General features: G+C 67.0%; 15 protein-coding genes. 5 read left to right on the forward strand and 10 right to left on the reverse strand.

Annotated elements, in window-relative coordinates; translation table 11 throughout:
• Nucleotides 1-192: 192 nt before the first annotated feature.
• The 5 genes from RH91_RS02850 to RH91_RS02870 all read right to left on the reverse strand — a co-directional run bounded on the left by RH91_RS02850 (nucleotide 193) and on the right by RH91_RS02870 (nucleotide 4,542).
• A complete protein-coding gene (locus RH91_RS02850) occupies nucleotides 193-447 on the reverse strand; it encodes a ribbon-helix-helix domain-containing protein (RefSeq protein WP_010161011.1) in 255 nt (84 codons plus the stop codon).
• The gene (cobT, locus tag RH91_RS02855; protein ID WP_010161012.1) at nucleotides 444-2,276 is read right to left on the reverse strand and encodes a cobaltochelatase subunit CobT; all 1,833 of its coding nucleotides are present in this window, start codon (nucleotides 2,274-2,276) and stop codon (nucleotides 444-446) included. The genes RH91_RS02850 and cobT overlap by 4 nt, the downstream gene beginning before the upstream one ends.
• Nucleotides 2,277-2,451: 175 nt before the next feature.
• Nucleotides 2,452-2,664 (reverse strand): hypothetical protein, encoded by a 213-nt coding sequence (locus RH91_RS02860; RefSeq protein WP_010161013.1) that lies wholly within the window; start codon nucleotides 2,662-2,664, stop codon nucleotides 2,452-2,454.
• On the reverse strand, nucleotides 2,661-2,948 hold the full coding sequence (locus RH91_RS02865; RefSeq protein ID WP_010161014.1) for a hypothetical protein: 288 nt from the start codon (nucleotides 2,946-2,948) through the stop codon (nucleotides 2,661-2,663). Before RH91_RS02865 ends, RH91_RS02860 begins: the two co-directional genes overlap by 4 nt.
• A gap of 67 nt (nucleotides 2,949-3,015) precedes the next feature.
• A complete protein-coding gene (locus RH91_RS02870) occupies nucleotides 3,016-4,542 on the reverse strand; it encodes an acyl-CoA carboxylase subunit beta (RefSeq protein WP_010161015.1) in 1,527 nt (508 codons plus the stop codon).
• Nucleotides 4,543-4,716: 174 nt separating this feature from the next.
• Between RH91_RS02870 and RH91_RS02875 the strand changes: the two genes are divergently transcribed.
• On the forward strand, nucleotides 4,717-6,762 hold the full coding sequence (locus RH91_RS02875; protein ID WP_010161016.1) for a M13 family metallopeptidase: 2,046 nt from the start codon (nucleotides 4,717-4,719) through the stop codon (nucleotides 6,760-6,762).
• 214 nt (nucleotides 6,763-6,976) lie between these two features.
• On the opposite strand, the gene gorA is transcribed toward RH91_RS02875, so the two are convergent.
• From gorA to pgi, 3 genes are all read right to left on the reverse strand, one after another.
• Complete coding sequence (gene gorA, locus RH91_RS02880; protein WP_010161018.1) at nucleotides 6,977-8,326, reverse strand: glutathione-disulfide reductase; 1,350 nt, start codon at nucleotides 8,324-8,326, stop codon at nucleotides 6,977-6,979.
• Nucleotides 8,327-8,413: 87 nt separating this feature from the next.
• Entirely contained in the window at nucleotides 8,414-8,788 is a 375-nt protein-coding gene (locus RH91_RS02885) for a DUF4174 domain-containing protein (protein WP_010161019.1), read from the reverse strand.
• Nucleotides 8,785-10,275: a glucose-6-phosphate isomerase gene (gene pgi / locus RH91_RS02890; protein WP_010161020.1), complete on the reverse strand. Its 1,491-nt coding sequence runs from the start codon at nucleotides 10,273-10,275 to the stop codon at nucleotides 8,785-8,787. Before pgi ends, RH91_RS02885 begins: the two co-directional genes overlap by 4 nt.
• Before the next feature lie 114 nt (nucleotides 10,276-10,389).
• Here pgi and lepB point away from each other — a divergent pair, with 114 nt between their 5' ends.
• From lepB to RH91_RS02910, 4 genes are all read left to right on the forward strand, one after another.
• The gene (gene lepB / locus RH91_RS02895; protein WP_010161021.1) at nucleotides 10,390-11,232 is read left to right on the forward strand and encodes a signal peptidase I; all 843 of its coding nucleotides are present in this window, start codon (nucleotides 10,390-10,392) and stop codon (nucleotides 11,230-11,232) included.
• Nucleotides 11,229-11,894 (forward strand): ribonuclease III, encoded by a 666-nt coding sequence (gene rnc, locus RH91_RS02900; protein ID WP_010161022.1) that lies wholly within the window; start codon nucleotides 11,229-11,231, stop codon nucleotides 11,892-11,894. Before lepB ends, rnc begins: the two co-directional genes overlap by 4 nt.
• A 200-nt stretch (nucleotides 11,895-12,094) precedes the next feature.
• Nucleotides 12,095-13,096, forward strand: a complete 1,002-nt coding sequence (locus RH91_RS02905) for a threonine aldolase family protein (RefSeq protein WP_010161023.1) — start codon at nucleotides 12,095-12,097, stop codon at nucleotides 13,094-13,096.
• Entirely contained in the window at nucleotides 13,093-14,022 is a 930-nt protein-coding gene (locus RH91_RS02910; protein WP_010161024.1) for a DMT family transporter, read from the forward strand. Before RH91_RS02905 ends, RH91_RS02910 begins: the two co-directional genes overlap by 4 nt.
• On the opposite strand, the gene RH91_RS02915 is transcribed toward RH91_RS02910, so the two are convergent.
• Nucleotides 13,932-14,768 carry an SDR family oxidoreductase gene (locus RH91_RS02915; RefSeq protein ID WP_010161026.1) on the reverse strand — a complete coding sequence of 279 codons (837 nt, stop codon included), beginning with the start codon at nucleotides 14,766-14,768 and terminating at the stop codon, nucleotides 13,932-13,934. The two genes, RH91_RS02910 and RH91_RS02915, sit on opposite strands and share 91 nt — an antisense overlap.
• 132 nt (nucleotides 14,769-14,900) lie before the next feature.
• The gene (locus tag RH91_RS02920; RefSeq protein ID WP_010161027.1) at nucleotides 14,901-16,553 is read right to left on the reverse strand and encodes a M28 family peptidase; all 1,653 of its coding nucleotides are present in this window, start codon (nucleotides 16,551-16,553) and stop codon (nucleotides 14,901-14,903) included.
• Nucleotides 16,554-16,606 lie beyond the last annotated feature (53 nt).

Genomic DNA, 16,606 nt, shown 5'->3' on the forward strand with positions numbered 1-16,606 from the left:
GGGTGGCTGTCCCGCCGATGACAGCGGTGTGGGTCCGAGCAAGCGGTCTTTCCATACCCGGCGTCACCCTGAACGTGTTTCAGGGTCCACCCCGCCACAAATCCGGTCCATGACTGCCGCGCGGTGGATGCTGAAACAAGTTCAGCATGACGGCAGTGGGGGACGAATGCGGAGTTCCCCATCGCGGAAGCTTCACGCCCCCGCCGAAACCACCCAGCTCCGCAGCGCACTCGCCAGGTTCGGCGGCTCCTCGGCGGTGATCCGCAGCGCGTCGACCTGCGCAATCAACGCATTGAGCGGCAACCCGCGCGCACGCGCGGCATCGTCCAGCGCGCGCCAGAAGACGGGCTCGAGACTGATCGACGTCGCGTGCCCCGCGATCGTCACCGACCGCTTGACGGGGCCGATGAACCCCCCGGGCGGCGCGACGATCCCCGGCACGCTCACGGCGTGTCGAACAACGCCGCGAGTTGCTCGATCAGCGTGCCCCCCAGCTGCTCGGCATCCATGATCGTCACCGCGCGCGCATAATAGCGCGTCACGTCATGCCCGATCCCGATCGCCGCGAGCTCGACCGGCGACTTCGCCTCGATCCAGCCGATCACCTGCCGCAGATGGCGTTCCAGATACGAACCCGAATTGACCGACAGCGTCGAGTCGTCGACCGGCGCGCCGTCCGAGATGACCATCAGGATCTTGCGCTCCTCAGGCCGCGCGATCAGCCGCGAATGCGCCCACAGCAGCGCCTCGCCGTCGATATTCTCCTTGAGCAGCCCCTCGCGCATCATCAGCCCGAGCGAGTTGCGCGCGCGCCGCCACGGTTCGTCGGCCTTCTTGTAGACGATGTGGCGCACGTCGTTGAGTCGGCCGGGCTGGGGCGGACGCCCCGCCGCCAGCCACGTCTCGCGCGATTGCCCGCCCTTCCACGCGCGCGTGGTGAAGCCGAGGATCTCGGTCTTGACCCCGCAGCGCTCGAGCGTGCGCGCGAGGATATCCGCGCTGATCGCCGCGATCGAGATCGGGCGGCCGCGCATCGACCCCGAATTGTCGATCAGCAGCGTGACGACGGTATCGCGGAAATCGGTCTCGCGCTCGATCTTGTAGCTGAGCGACAGCGTCGGGTTGACGACGATCCGCGCGAGCCGCGCCGCGTCGAGGATGCCTTCTTCCTGGTCGAAATCCCAACTGCGGTTCTGCTGCGCCATCAGCCGGCGCTGGAGCCGGTTCGCGAGCTTTGTCACCGCGCCCTGCAGATGCACGAGCTGCTGGTCGAGATAGGAGCGCAACCGCACGAGTTCGTCCGCATCGCACAGGTCGGTCGCGGCGATCACCTCGTCATAGGCGGTGGCCCACGCCTTATATTCGAACTGCGGCGCGAAATCCTGCGCGGGGCGGTTGGGGCGGACCGGAAGCATCCCCTCCTCGCCATCGTCGCCCGGCTCGCCGTCCATGTCGTCGAACGAATCGTCGCCCTGCTCCTGGCCTTCGCCGTCCTCGGACTCGGACTCCTGGTCGGAGCCGCGCGCCTCGATCTCACCCTGGCCTTCCTCGCCCTGATCGTCGCCGTCCTCGCTCTCGTTTTCCTGCTGCTGCTCCTCGGTGCCTTCGTCCTCGTTGCCGCCCTCACCCGATTCATCGGGCGTCATGTCGCCCTCGACCAGCTCGAGATCCTCAAGCACGCGCGTGACCATGCCGGCGAACGCACGCTGGTCGTCGATCGCGAGCGCGAGGCCGTCGAGGTCGGTCCCCGCCTTCTGCTCGATCCAGTCGCGCACCAGCGCCAGCCCGGAGTCGGCGACGGCGGGCGGCGCCGCCCCGGTCAGCCGCTCGCGCACGAGCAGCGCAAGCGCGGTCGACAGCGGCACCTCGTCGCGCGTCCGTGCGCGCGTGATCGGGTCGGCGCGCAACCGCGTCTCGAGGGCGCTGTCGAGGTTCGCGGTGATCCCGGCATAGCCGCGGCTCCCCAGCGCCTCGACCCGCGCATTCTCGACCGAATCGAACACCGCCCGCGCAACCGCATCGCCCGGTGCATGACGCGTGTGGATCGCGGCGTTGTGATGCCGCAACCGCAGCGCGAACCCGTCGGCGAAACCACGCGCCTCGGCGACCTGTTCGGGCGGCAGGCTGCGCGCAGGCATCGGCACCTTGATATGCTTGCCCGATTGCGTCGGCGCGTCGGCGGTATAGGCGAGCTCGATCTCGGGTTCGTCCGCGAGCACGCGCGCGGTCCCGCCGAGCACGGCCTTGAAACGATCGAGAGGGGTATCAGTAGCCACGGCTCAACTCCGGCACGACGCTGTGCCCGGGTGCAAGATCGTGATCCATGCGGATCGTCGCAACCCGGGTGGTGGGATCGGCGGGCGCCACGTGCAGGACAGCGCCACGAAACCTAGCTACCAAATTGCGCCCGCGCCGAAAGGCAAAACCGCGGATGGCGCACCGGTGCGGGGTTCAGCCTTCGATCCGCGGCTGGGCGCTGCTCCGCGTGCCCATCTCGATGATCGTCTCGATCCGCACGACCCGCTTGTCGATGGTTGCGGCATAATCGCTCAGGCCCTTCACATCGGTGGCGAGCCGGTCGACCTTTCGGTCCATCACTTCCAGGCGTTCCTGCATCAGCACGACGTTGCGGATCGCCTCCAGGGCGTCTCCCAGCGAACTCACGTGCGGATGCCCGCCGCGCGCAGGGTCCGGTCGACCTCTTCGTGCGTGGCGTCGAGCGTCTGTATCATCCGGTCGAGCGCCGCCGCCATGCGCGGCATTGCCACGTTGACTTCGCTGACCAGCGCCGCGAGGTCCGCGTCTTCACCGGCCGCGCCTTCGGCCATGTATCGCCTGGACGCCTCGCGCAGCACGTGCCCGACCGAATGACCGGTCCGCGCGGCATAGGCGTCGAGCGCTGCCTTGTTGTCGGGAGTCGTCAGAAACGTCACGCGCGCGGTCTGCATCGAGGCACTCCTTATAAGCACATTATAAGGTGGACCGGGCCGGTTGCAAGACGGCGCGCGGATGGGTTCAGAGCGGAATGTTGTCGTGCTTCTTCCACGGATTCTCGAGCGCCTTGCCGCGCAGCTTGCGCAAGCCGAGCGCGATCCGGCGGCGAGTCGAGTGCGGCTGGATCACTTCATCGATGAAGCCCTTGCTCGCCGCGACGAACGGGTTGGCGAAGCGCGCTTCGTACTGCGCGGTCTGCTCGGCGATTTCCTCGGGCGTGCGGCCGCGGAAGATGATCTCGACCGCCCCCTTCGCGCCCATCACCGCGATCTCGGCGGTCGGCCAGGCATAGTTGAGGTCGCCGCGCAGATGCTTCGACGCCATCACGTCATACGCGCCGCCATACGCCTTGCGCGTGATGACGGTGATCTTGGGGACGGTCGCTTCGGCGTAAGCGAACAGCAGCTTCGCGCCGTGCTTGATGATCCCGTTCAATTCCTGCGCGGTCCCCGGCAGGAACCCCGGCACGTCGACGAAAGTGACGATCGGAATCTCGAACGCATCGCAGAAGCGCACGAACCGCGCGGCCTTCTTCGACGAATTGATGTCGAGGCACCCCGCCAGCACCATCGGCTGGTTCGCGACGAAGCCGACGGTGCGCCCCTCGATCCGCCCGAAGCCGGTGATGATGTTGGCAGCGTGCGTCGGCTGGACCTCGAAGAAATCGCCTTCGTCGACGGTCTTCCGGATCAGCTCGTGCATGTCGTACGGCTGGTTCGCGGACGCGGGCACCAGCGTGTCGAGCGACTCCTCGAGCCGGTCCCACGGATCGGACGACGGCCGCTCGGGCGATCCCTCGCGGTTCGACGCGGGGAGGAAATCGATGAAATCGCGCGCCGCGAGCAGCGCCTCGATGTCGTTCTCGAACGCGACGTCGGCGACGCCGGACTTGGTCGTATGCGTGACCGCGCCGCCGAGGTCCTCCTGCGTGACGACCTCGTTGGTGACGGTCTTCACCACGTCGGGGCCGGTGACGAACATGTAGGAGCTATCCTTCACCATGAAGATGAAGTCGGTCATCGCGGGCGAATAGACCGCACCGCCAGCGCATGGCCCCATGATGAGCGAGATCTGCGGCACCACGCCGCTCGCCAGCACGTTGCGCTGGAACACCTCGGCATAACCGCCGAGCGAGGCGACGCCCTCCTGGATGCGCGCGCCGCCGCTGTCGTTGAGGCCGATCACCGGCGCGCCGACCTTGAGCGCCATGTCCATGATCTTGCAGATCTTCTGCGCGTGGCGCTCGGACAGCGAACCACCGAAGACGGTGAAATCCTGGCTGAACACGAACACCAGTCGTCCGTTGATCGTGCCCGACCCGGTGACGACGCCGTCGCCCGGGACGATCTGGTCCTGCATCCCGAAGTCGACGCAATTATGCTCGACGTACATGTCGAGTTCCTCGAACGAGCCCTCGTCGAGCAGCACGTCGAGCCGCTCGCGCGCGGTCAGCTTGCCCTTGGCGTGCTGTGCGGCAATGCGCTTCTCGCCCCCGCCCAGCCGCGCCGCAGCGCGCTTGCGTTCCAGTTCGGCGATGGTCGAGGACATGGCAACTCCTAAGGATCGGCTTGAACACCCGGTTGCGGGTTCTTTTCGCGTTTTCAGGGCAGAAGGCAACAGCGCGTCCTTCAAACCAACGATGCGCGCGGCCAATTGCGCCGCCAGAAGTCAGCGCTATAGTCGGGTAAAACACAGGGAGGGAAATCCATGCGTCCTTTGCTTATGCTTCGTCTATCCACCACGCTTGCGCTGGGCACGCTGGCGACACCCGCGTTCGTCGCCGCCGAACCGACCCCCGCGGCACCGGCCACGGGCGCGCGCTACGGCAGCTTCGGCCTCGACCTGACGACGCAGGAGAAGACGATCAAGCCCGGCGACGATTTCTGGACCTATGCCAATGGCGGCTGGGACAAGCGGACGCAGATCGCGGCGGATCGCACCTCGGCAGGCTATGCGGTCGTGCTGGTCGACGAGGCGGAAGCCAACGTCCGCAGGATCCTCGACGATGCCGCCGCCAACCCTGCTGTGGTCGGCGCAGGCGCGAAGCAGTTCGGCGATCTCTACGCGAGCTTCATGGACGAAGCCGCGATCGACAAGGCGGGCGCAGCACCGCTCGCGCCCTATTTCGCCAGGATCGACGCGGCGACCGACCGCGCCAAGCTGCAGGCGTTGTTCGCGACCCCCGGCTACGCCAGCCCGGTCGAGATCGGCCAGCTTCCCAACCCGTCCGATCCCTCGAAATACACCGTCGGTACCGGCCAGGGGTCGCTCGGCATGGGCGGGCGCGACTATTATCTCGAGACCGGCCCCAAATACGACGCGTTCCGCACCGCCTACCGCGCCTATGTCGAGCGGATGCTGACGCTGTCGGGCCTGACCGACGCGAGCGCGCGCGCCGACCGGATCATCGCGCTCGAGACAGCGATGGCGAAGGTGCAATGGTCGCCGGTCCAGTCCCGCGACCTGATGGCGATGCTGAAGCCGATGACCGCAGCGCAGCGGACCGCGCTCGCGCCCGAATTCGACTGGCCGTTGCTGCTCCAGACATCGGGATACGGCGATTTCCCGGTCGTCATCATGAGCAACTCGACCGCGCTGACCGGGCTCGCCAAGATCTTCGCCGCCACGCCGGTATCGACCTGGCAGGACTGGATGAAATTCCGCTTCGCGGTTGCCGCAGCGCCGATGCTGCCGAAGACGTTCGACGCGGCAACCTTCGATTTCTACGGCAAGACGCTCAGCGACCAGCCCTCGCAGCGGGCGCGCTGGAAGCGCGGGATCGCGATGGTCAACGGGACGATGGGCGAGGCGATCGGCGAGATCTATGTCAAGCGCCACTATCCGCCCGAAAGCGAAGCCAAGATGGGCGAGTTGATCACCAACCTGCGCGCCGCCTACAAGGACCGGATCACCGCCAACAGCTGGATGGACGAAAAGACCAAGACCGCGGCGCTCGCCAAGCTCGCGGCGTTCGACCCGCGCGTCGGACATCCGGTGAAATATATCGACTACACCTCGCTGCAGGTCGTCCGGGGCGATCCGCTCGGTAATGCGATCCGCGCGGGCGAATTCCAGCACCGGCTCGATCTCTCTCGATTGAAGGCTCCGGTCGACCGGACTTTGTGGGACATGACCCCGCAGACGGTGAACGCCTATTACGACCCGCTGGCGAACCAGATCACCTTCCCCGCCGCGATCCTGCAGGCACCGTATTTCGACCCCAAGGCGGATGCCGCGATCAACTATGGCGCGATCGGGGCGATCATCGGGCATGAGATGGGGCATGGCTTCGACGATCAGGGCAGCCTGTTCGGGCCGAGCGGCAAGTTCGAGAATTGGTGGACGCCGGCCGCAAAGACCGCCTTCAAGGCGCGGACCGGTGCGCTCAGCCAGCAATATGACGCCTATGAGCCGATCCCCGGCGTCCATGTGAAGGGCGCGCTGACACTCGGCGAGAATATCGGCGATCTCGGCGGGGTCGAGACGGCGTATGCCGCCTATCAGAAGTATCAGCAGACCCACGGCAAGGCCCCGGTGATCGACGGGCTGACCGGCGACCAGCGCTTCTTCCTGTCCTATGCGCAGGCGTGGCAATCGAAAGTCCGCGAGGGTGCACTCCGTACCCGGTTGCTGACCGACCCGCATTCGCCACCCTTCTACCGGGTCAACGGGATCGTGCGGAACGTCGACGCCTGGTATGCGGCGTTCGGGGTGAAGCCTGGCGACAAGCTGTATCTGGCCCCGGCGGACCGGGTGCATATCTGGTAAGCGGGAGGGGATGGGCTGGACAGGTTTGCGGCCTGTCCGTTGGAACAATCGCGTCACCCTGAACTCGTTTCAGGGTCCACCGTGCAGCAAGTCCGATCCGAGATCGTTGCGCGGTGGATGCTGAAACAAGTTCAGCATGACGCTGGGTGGGGCGGGTGCCGCGTGCTGCATCGGGCGATGCGCACGCGGGGTCGGTTGTAACGGCCAGCAGCGCTTACCGCAGCAATACCAGTTCCTCCGCCATCGACGGGTGCAGCGCAACGGTCTGGTCGAACGCGTCCTTGGTCAGCCCGGCCTTCACCGCGACCGCCGCCGCCTGCAGGATCTCGGGCGAGTCCGGCCCGATCATGTGAAGACCGAGCACCTGCCCGGTCTCGGCGTTGCACACCATCTTATACAAAGCGCGCTCGTTGCGGCCCGCCAGCACGTTCTTCATCGGACGGAAGTCGGACGTGTAGACCTTGACCGAGCCGAACTTGTTTTTCGCCTGCGCCTCGGTCAGCCCGACGCCCGCCATCGGGGGATGGCTGAACACCGCCGAGGGGATGTTCTCGTAATCCACCCGGTGCGGCTTGTTGCCGTACATCGTGTCGGCAAACGCCTGCCCCTCGCGGATCGCGACCGGGGTGAGCTGGACGCGGTTGGTGACGTCGCCGACCGCGTAGATGCTGTCGCAGGTCGACTTGTTGTCCTCGTCGACGACGATCGCGCCCTTGTCGTCCATCGTGACGCCCGCGCTGTCGAGCCCGAGCCCTTCGGTGTTGGGCGACCGCCCGGTCGCGAACAGCACGCAATCGACGTCGATCGGCTCATGCCCGGTCATCGACACGCGAAGACACCCGTCGGCCTGCTTCTCGATCCCCTGGAAGGCGGCGTTGAAGCGGAATTCGAGCCCCTTCATGATAGATATTTGCAACAGCCGGTCACGGATCGATTCGTCATACCCACGCAGGATCACGTCGGTCCGGTTGATCAGCGTCACCTTGGTGCCGAATTCGTTGAAGATGCCCGCGAACTCGTTGGCGATATAGCCCGCGCCCGCGATCAGGATCCGCTTGGGGAGCGCGTCCAGGTGGAATACCTCGTTGGACGTGATGCCGAGGTCGCTCCCCGGGCATTCGGGGACGACCGGGGTCGCACCGACCGCGATCAGGATCTTGTCCGCGGTCACTTCGCGCCCGTTGCCGAGCCGGACCGAATGCGGACCCGTGACGGTCGCGCGGTCGAGGATGATGTCGACGCCATTGTTGTTGAGCGTGTCGGTATAAGCGCGGTTGATCCGGTCGACCTCCTCCATCACATTGTCGCGCAGCCGGACCCAGTCGAACCCGAGATTGTCGGGCACGTCCCAGCCGAACCGCTTCGCGTCCTTCAGATCTTCCGCGAAATGCGCGCCATAGACGAGCAGCTTCTTGGGCACGCAACCGCGGATGACGCAGGTGCCGCCGACACGATGTTCCTCGGCTACCGCGACCTTCGCGCCATGCGCCGCCGCGACGCGCGAGGCGCGGGTGCCGCCGGAGCCTGCACCGATGACGAAGAGGTCGTAGTCATACTCAGCCATGTCTTGTCCTTCTGCAGCCGCGAAACACGCGGCCTGTAAACTTGGTTGGTCACCGCCCCCCACGGATCGGGACAGATCCGCGTATCGCTACCGCTGTCCCGCGCGGCGCATCGGCATCCCGTCGATCGTCGCGAACAGCGCGGCGGCGTCGATCGGCCCGGACCGGCGCAGCGCCGCGTGACCGTCCTTGCCGACGAGCACCACGCCAAACGCCGCTTTGGGCAACCGCCATCGTTCGCGCAGCGATGCAGCAGAGTCCGCCGCGCCTTTGACCGTATCGCCCGTAACCTCGACCACCGTCACGTCACGGTCGTCGAGGTCCTTGGTCATCCCCGCCAATGCAGCGTCCTGCGCGACTCTGCGCGCATCCGCCATATCGGGCGCGGCGACGATCAGCACCCGGCGCTGGTGGCGCATGTCCGTCACCGTCATCGAAGCCATCGCCGCCGCCAGCACGATCATCCGAACGCGCGCTTGATCAGGTCGGTGGTCGACACGTCGAACTCTTGCCCGCCCGCATCCGCCGCCTTGGCCATTTCCTTGCCGAGCTCGACCCCGAACTGGTCGAACGGGTTGATCCCGATCAGCACCGCATTCACGAACACGCGCTGTTCGTAGAAGGCGATCAGCGCGCCGAGCGTCCGCGCGTCGAGATCGTCGAGCAGGATCGTCGACGACGGACGATCGCCCGAATAGCTGCGCGCGGCATCGTCGTTCGGGCGACCCTTCATCAGCGCGGCCCCCTGCGCGAACGCGTTGAGCAAAAGCTGGCGATGGTGATCCTCGGCCAGCGTATCGCCCGCCTCGATCACCGCGACGAACTCGACCGGCACGAGATGCGTGCCCTGATGGAGCAGCTGGAACACCGCATGCTGCGCATCGGTGCCGACGCCACCCCAGGTGATCGGTGCCGACGGTCCCTTCAGCGGTTCGCCGTCGATCGTGACGCCTTTGCCGTTCGATTCCATTTCGAGCTGCTGGAGATAGGACGGCAGCAACCGCAGCCGCTCGTCATAGGCGAAGGTCGCGCGCGTCTCGGCGTGGCGGTTGTGGGTGTAATACAGGTCCGCAAACGCAGCGAGCACCGGTGCGTTGTGTGCCAGCGAGGTCTGGCGGAAATGCCGGTCCATCTCGCCCGCGCCCTCGAGCATGTCCGAGAACTCGTCCCAGCCGAGCGCGAGCGCCGCGGGGAAGCCGATCGACGACCAGAGCGAATAGCGCCCGCCGACGCTTTCCGCGAATGGCAGCACGCGGGTTTCGTCGACACCCCATTCGACCGCCTTGTCGGGGTCCGCGGTCAGCGCGATCACGCGGCCATAGACGTCGTCGACGCCACCCTCGCCCATCCACTGCATCACCGATTCGGCGTTGAGCATGGTTTCCTTGGTGGTGAAGGTCTTGGACGCGACGACCAGCAGCGTCGCGGTCGGATCGAACTTGGCAAACGCTTCCTCGAGCGCGACGCCGTCCACGTTGGAGACGATCGCGACGTCGTAGCGGCCCGATTCACGCCCCAGCGCATCGACCAGCAAGTCCGGCCCGAGCGCCGAGCCGCCGATCCCGACGTGAAGCACGTGACGGATCTCCCCGAGCGCGCCGCCCTCGATCGCATCGATCAGCGCACGCATCCGTGCGTGGAGGATGCGGGCGGCGGCGACATCGTCCTCGGAACCCTCGCCGCGTTCGGCGACATGCGTCGCGGCGCGGCCCTCGGTCGTGTTGATGACGGCACCCGAGAACAACGCCTCGCGCTTGCCGTGCAGGTCCTGCGCCTTGGCAAGCGTTTCGAAGGCGGCGAGGGCCTGTTCGGTCAGATGCGTCTTCGACCAGTCGAAGTGGATTCCCGCGACATCGACGCTGAAGCGCGCGAGCCGCTCGGCATCGTCTGCGAACAGGGTTTCAAGCCGGGGGCTGGGAAGCCCCTCGATCGCGGTCCAGTCGGCTGCCATGAGTACCTCGTTGCTTGTAAGGGGTTGGTCGAATCCCGGTGTAGATCGCCCTAGCGTCACCCAGTTACAACCGCCAGCTTGACGACGCGCTCCGTCCCCCGCAAACCGCGCCGCATGGCCGATACCCAACCCTCCCCCGCCCCGATCGGCAAAACCCGCGCGCGCGCGGCCAAATCCGAGACGCGCGAGACGCTGAGCTTCTTCCTGAAGCTCGCGATCGTCGTTTTCGTGTTCCGCAGCTTCATCTTCGCGCCGTTCAGTATCCCGTCGCAGTCGATGCTGCCGCGACTGTACGTCGGCGATTACCTGTTCGTGTCGAAATGGAACTACGGTTATTCGCGCTGGTCGCTCCCGTGGGGGCTGCCGCTGATTCCCGGCCGGGTCCTCGGGCGGGATCCGGCTCGCGGCGACGTCGTCGTGTTCCGCGGACCTCCGGGCGAGGACCATGACGTGATCAAGCGCGTGATCGGCCTGCCCGGCGACACCGTCCAGATGCGCGGCGGCCAGGTGTTCCTAAACGACAAGGCGATCCCCAAGGTGCGGATGCCCGATTTCACGATCCCGCTCTCGCCCAATTATCCGGGCGGGACCGAATGCCCGGCCGAGTTCGAGGATGCCGATGCGGCGGGCAAGCCGATCTGCCGCTACCGCCAGTTCCGCGAGACGCTCCCCAACGGCAAGAGCTACGCGGTGCTCGACCGCGGCGAGATGCCGAGTGCGGACGATACCGCGGTCTACAAGGTCCCCGCCGGCAACGTCTTCGTGATGGGCGACAACCGCGACGACAGTGGCGACAGCCGGTTCGATCCGCCGCAGGGCATGGGGTTCGTCCCGATGGAGCGGATCGAGGGCAAGGCGGTCGTGTCGTTCTTCTCGACCGATGGTTCGGCGAGCTGGCTGCTCCCGTGGACGTGGTTCAGCGCGGCGCGCTGGTCGCGGATCGGGGAAGGTTTTTGACCGTTTCGTTGCAGGATTGGGTTGCCGACGCCTTCGGGCATCGTCCGGTCGATCTCGCATCGTTCGAACGCGCGCTGACGCATGGTAGCCAGGCGGCGGCGAATTACGAGCGGCTTGAGTTTCTGGGAGACCGGGTGCTCGGGCTGGTGATGGCGGAATGGCTGTTCGAGCTGTTCCCGAAGGAGCCTGAAGGTGCTTTGTCGAAACGGCTGAACGCGCTGGTGACGGGGGCGATCTGCGCCGATGTCGCGCGGTCGATCGGGGTCGTGCCGTATCTCAAGCTCGGCAAGCAGGCGCGCGACGACGGCGCGTCGGACAGCGACAATGTGCTGGGCGACGTGATGGAAGCGCTGATCGGCGCGGTCTATCTCGAAGCGGGGCTCGAGGGCGCGCGCCATGCGGTCCGTACCTGCTGGGGCGACCGCGCGAGCCGGCAACTGGCCGCACCGCAGCATCCCAAATCCGGCCTGCAGGAATGGGCGGCGGCGAACAACCGCAAGGCGCCGATCTATGAGGTGATGGAGCGGTCGGGCCCACATCACGCGCCACGCTTTCGCGTGAAGGTCGCGTTGGGCGGGTTTGCAGAGGCCGAGGCGGAGGGCAGCTCGAAGCAGGAAGCGGAGACCGCGGCAGCGACCGCACTGCTGGAAAAGCTGCGCTAACTTTCCAACCTACCGCTTCCCCGGCGAAGGCCCGGGCCCAGTAGAGGAACATAAGATTGCTGGCGACTGCGCGCAGTTACCTCGACCATCGCTCCGGGGCCTTGGCCTTCGCCGGGGAAGCGTTCGTTACAGAAGGAAGCGCGCCTTGCCCCTCCTCCCTTCGGTTGACGCCCCCGCGACCGCGCGCGTAGGCACGACCCATGCGCTTCTTCTCCGATAACGCCGCCCCGGTGCACCCCGCCCTGTTCGCCGCCATGGCCGATGCGAACACCCTCGACACCGCCTATGACGGCGATCGTTGGAGCAAACAGCTCGACGCGCGCTTCTCCGAAGTGTTCGAGACGCCGGTCCGTGCCTTGTGGGTGCCCTCGGGCACTGCCGCCAACTGCCTCGCGCTCGCCGCGATGTGCCCGCCGCACGGGAGCATCATCTGCCACCGCGACGCGCATATACAGAACGACGAATGCGGCGCACCCGAATTCTACACCCATGGTGCCAAGCTGTTCCTCGCCGAAGGCGACGGCGCGAAGTTGACGCCCGAGACGATCAGCGCGGTCCTCGACGCCACCCGCTACGACGTCCACCAGACGCAGCCGCACGCGATCTCGATCACCAACGCGACCGAATATGGCCGGGTCTATTCGCCCGCCGACGTCGCCGCGATCGGCGATCTCGCCAAGTCGCGCAAGCTCGGGCTGCACATGGACGGTGCGCGGTTTGCCAATGCGATCGCGTCGTCCGATTGCTCGCTTGCCGACATGACGTGGCGCGCGGGCGTCACCGCGCTCAGCTTCGGGTTTATCAAGAACGGCGGAATGAACGCGGAGGCTTTGGTGTTCTTCGACACCGACCTCGCCGACGCGACGCTGTACCGCCGCAAGCGCGCCGGGATGCTGCTGTGCAAGGGTCGCTATCTCGCCGCGCAGTTGCTCGCGATGCTCGAGGGCAATCTGTGGCTCGATCTCGCGCGCAACGCCAATGCGGGCGCGGCGCTGCTGGCGCAGGGCGCGGGCGATCGCCTGATCCATCCGACCGAGGCGAACGAGGTGTTCATCCGCGTGACCACGGAGGAAGCCGCAAAACTGCGCGCGCTCGGGTTCGACTTCTACGACTGGGGCCCCGGCGAGGCACGTCTGGTCGTTTCGTGGGACCAGAAGCCGGAGGACATCCGCCCGCTCGCCGACGCGATCGCGGCGCTTTGAGTTCCGCGCCCCCCGGCGCCTGGCCACCCCGCTCGAGCCAGCTCGCGATCCTGATCCCGTTCGGGATCGTGACGCTGATCTGGGGATCGACCTGGCTGGTCATCCGCGGGCAATTGGGCGTCGTGCCCGCAAGCTGGTCGGTGACGTACCGCTTCCTGATCGCGGGCACCGTGATGGCGGGCTATGCGCTTGCGCGGCGCGAGAAACTGCGGCTCGATGCGTGCGGCTGGCGGTTCGCGATCCTGCTTGGGCTCAGCCAGTTCTGCCTCAATTTCAACTTCGTCTATCGTGCCGAGATGCACATCACCTCCGGGTTGGTGGCGGTGGTGTTCGCGCTGATGCTGCTCCCGAACGCGGTGTTCGGGCGGATCTTCCTCGGGCAGAAGCTCGGGCGGCAATTGGTAATCGGGATGGGGGTCGCGATGGCGGGGGTGACGCTGCTGTTCGTCCGCGAGATGCGGGTCGATCCGCATGGCCCGACGCAGGTGCTAATCGGAATCGGGTTTACCGTGCTCGCGATCTTCTCTGCCTCCACCGCCAATGTGATGCAGGGCACGCAGACCGCGCGCGGCTATCCGATGATCCCGATGCTCGCGGTGGCGATGGTCCTCGGCGCCTTGTTCGACGGCGCGTTCGCCTGGATCACCACCGGCCCGCCGGTGTTCGAGCCGACGTTCGGCTATGTCGCGGCAACATTGTACCTTGGCGTGTTCGCCTCGGCGGTCGCCTTCCCGCTCTATTACGGCGTATTGCGCGTGATCGGTCCGGCGAAGGCGGCTTATTCGGGCGTCCTCGTCCCCGTCATCGCGATGCTGTTGTCGACGCTGTTCGAGGGCTATCGCTGGTCGACGCTCGCGGGGGCAGGTGCGGCGCTGGTCGTCGGCGGGCTGGTCATCGCCTTGAGGGCGCGCAGACCCGCGCGGTAATCGGGGTAGCGCGGGGTCCAGTACAACACGCGCTTCGCCTTGCCGTTGGCGACGCGGCGGTTCTCCGCATAAAACCCTTGCGCCATCGGCGACAGCGTCTCGAGTGCGACGAATGGTGGCGAGGCCATCCCGAGCAGGCGTGCGGCGAAGTCGACAACGTCGTTCTGGCTCGCGGGCAGATCGTCGGAGAGGTTGTACGCGCCCGCCGGGCCGTTCATCCCCGCGATCACCCCCGAGACGATGTCCTCGACATGGCAGCGGCTGAACACCTGCCCCGGAGACTCGATCCGGTGCGCCGCGCCGCTCGCGACGCGGTCGAGCGGCGAGCGCCCGGGGCCGTAGATGCCCGGCAGCCGGAAGACATGCGCCCCCGACGCGAGCCATGCCGCATCCGCCTCTGCGCGCGCGCTGCGGCGGCCGGTACCGGTCGGGGTGGTTTCATCGACCCATGCGCCGTTCGCGTCGCCATAGACGCCGGTCGACGACAGATAGCCGCGCCACCCGCCCAGCCGCGCGAGGTCCGCGCCATAAGTGGCGAGGACGGGGTCGGCCTCGTTCGCTGGCGGAACCGAGGAGAGCACGTGGGTCGCCACCGCGATCTCGCGGCGCACCGCGTCCGTGTCATCGAAGCGGATCGTTCCGCCGCGCCCGTCGCGGCTGGTGCCGGTGACGCGCCAGCCGTCCTCGCGCAACCGATCCGCGAGGTGTTGCGCGGTGTAGCCGAGGCCGAAGATCAACAGGCGCATGATAGTCCTTGCCCTACTTTTACCTTTGCCCCCCCGGCGAAGGCCGGGGCCCAGGTGTGAAACAGATGTTGGACGCGGGCTACCGCGCGCCTACGAACGGCCAGACGGACGGTCATGTTCCTGCGGCCATCGCTACTGGACCCCGGCCTTCGCCGGAAAAGTGAAGGCGAGGTGCCAGCTCCACTTCGCGCCATACCCCCCATAGAGCAGCCCGAAGAAATCGCCCTTGTTCCACCGCGGCCGCGCGTCGCCATCGGCGATCTCGCGCGCGATCGCGTAGTTCGCATTCACGAAGCGGATCCCCTGCGCCCAGTCGATCGGTTGCGCCAGATCGTCCGAGACCTGGTGATACCGCTTCGCGAAGAACTCCGCGGTTGCGGCCTTGCCCGGCCCCTTCTGGCCCGGCCACAGGAACACCGAGGGCACGCCCTGCTGGACGAAACGATAATGGTCCGACCGCACGAAGATCCCCTGCGCGGGATCGGGATCGGGCGACATCGTCACCCCCAGCGTCCCGACCGCCTTCGCCACGATCGGCCCGAGCGTCGAGCGATCCGCGCCGAACACGGTCATGTCCTCGAACGGATAGGACAGGATCGGCATGTCGAGATTGACGTCGGCGACGATGCTCCGGATCGGCACGGTCGGGTGCCGCGCGAAATAGTCCGAGCCGACCAGCCCCTTCTCCTCGGCGGTCACCGCGAGGAACAGGACCGAGCGGCGCGGCGGCTTGCCCGACGCCTTGAAGCGTTTCGCCTCCTCGATCAGCGCGGCGATCCCGACCGCATTGTCCTCCGCGCCATTGTAGATCAGGTCGCCCGTCCCCTCCGCCTTGACGCCGAGATGGTCGAGATGCGCCGACAGCACGACGACTTCCTTGCCGAGCGCGGGGTCGCTGCCGCGGATCATCCCAGCGACATTCGCGCTCGTGCCCGGCTCGAACGCGGTGCGGATCGCCACCGCGAGGTTCGTGCCGAGCGCTTCGGCGGTGAAGCGCGCTTCGCCGTCGCTCGCCTTGGCGAGGATCATCTTCCACGGCGTCCGCGCACCCGCGAACAGCTTGGCCGCGCCGCCTGCGCTGAGCGTTGCGAGCATCGGCGCGCCCTGCATCTCGCCGGTCCCGTCGGGCCGCGCCCAGGTCGTGCGGGCACGGTCCCACCCGCCGCCGCCGGGCGGCAGGGTGCCGCGCGACAGGACGATCACGCCGACCGCGCCATGCGCCGCCGCGATCGCCGCCTTGGTCGCGGGGCTCTGGAAATGCGCACGTTCCTCGCTCTGGAAACTTGCGGGCGCACCGGCGAAGAGCGCGACGACCTTGCCGCGCACATCGACCCCGGCATAATCGTCGCGCTTGTAGCGCGGCGCGACCAGCCCGTGCCCGACGAACACGACCGGCGCATCGAGCGTCGTCCGCGCCGCGCCGGCAATTGCCCCCGGCGTGTAATCCTCGGCAAAGACAAATGGCTGCGGTGCGGTGCCGGGGCGCGTCAGCACCACGTCGCCGTGGTCCGCGGGGTGGAACGCGACGAGCGGCACCTTCTGGAGATACCCGCCGGCATCGCCCGCGGGTGCCAGCCCCGCCGCGGAGAACTGCGCCGCGACATATTCCGCCGCAATCCGATATTCGGGGCTCGCCGCCTCGCGCCCGCGCAGCGCATCGGACGCCAGGAACAGCACATGCGCCTTCATCTGCGCCTGATCGTCGGGCAAGACGGGCGGCGTCTGCGCGAAAGACGTCGTGGTCAGGGAAAGGGCCGCCAGCGCGGTGAGGACGGAGCTACGCATCGCCCTCGGGTAGCAGCGCCGCGAGGCGAGACAAGCGCCATGACCGGCAAAAC

Source organism: Sphingomonas sp. PAMC 26617 (assembly GCF_000242835.1).
Taxonomy (GTDB): domain Bacteria; phylum Pseudomonadota; class Alphaproteobacteria; order Sphingomonadales; family Sphingomonadaceae; genus Sphingomonas.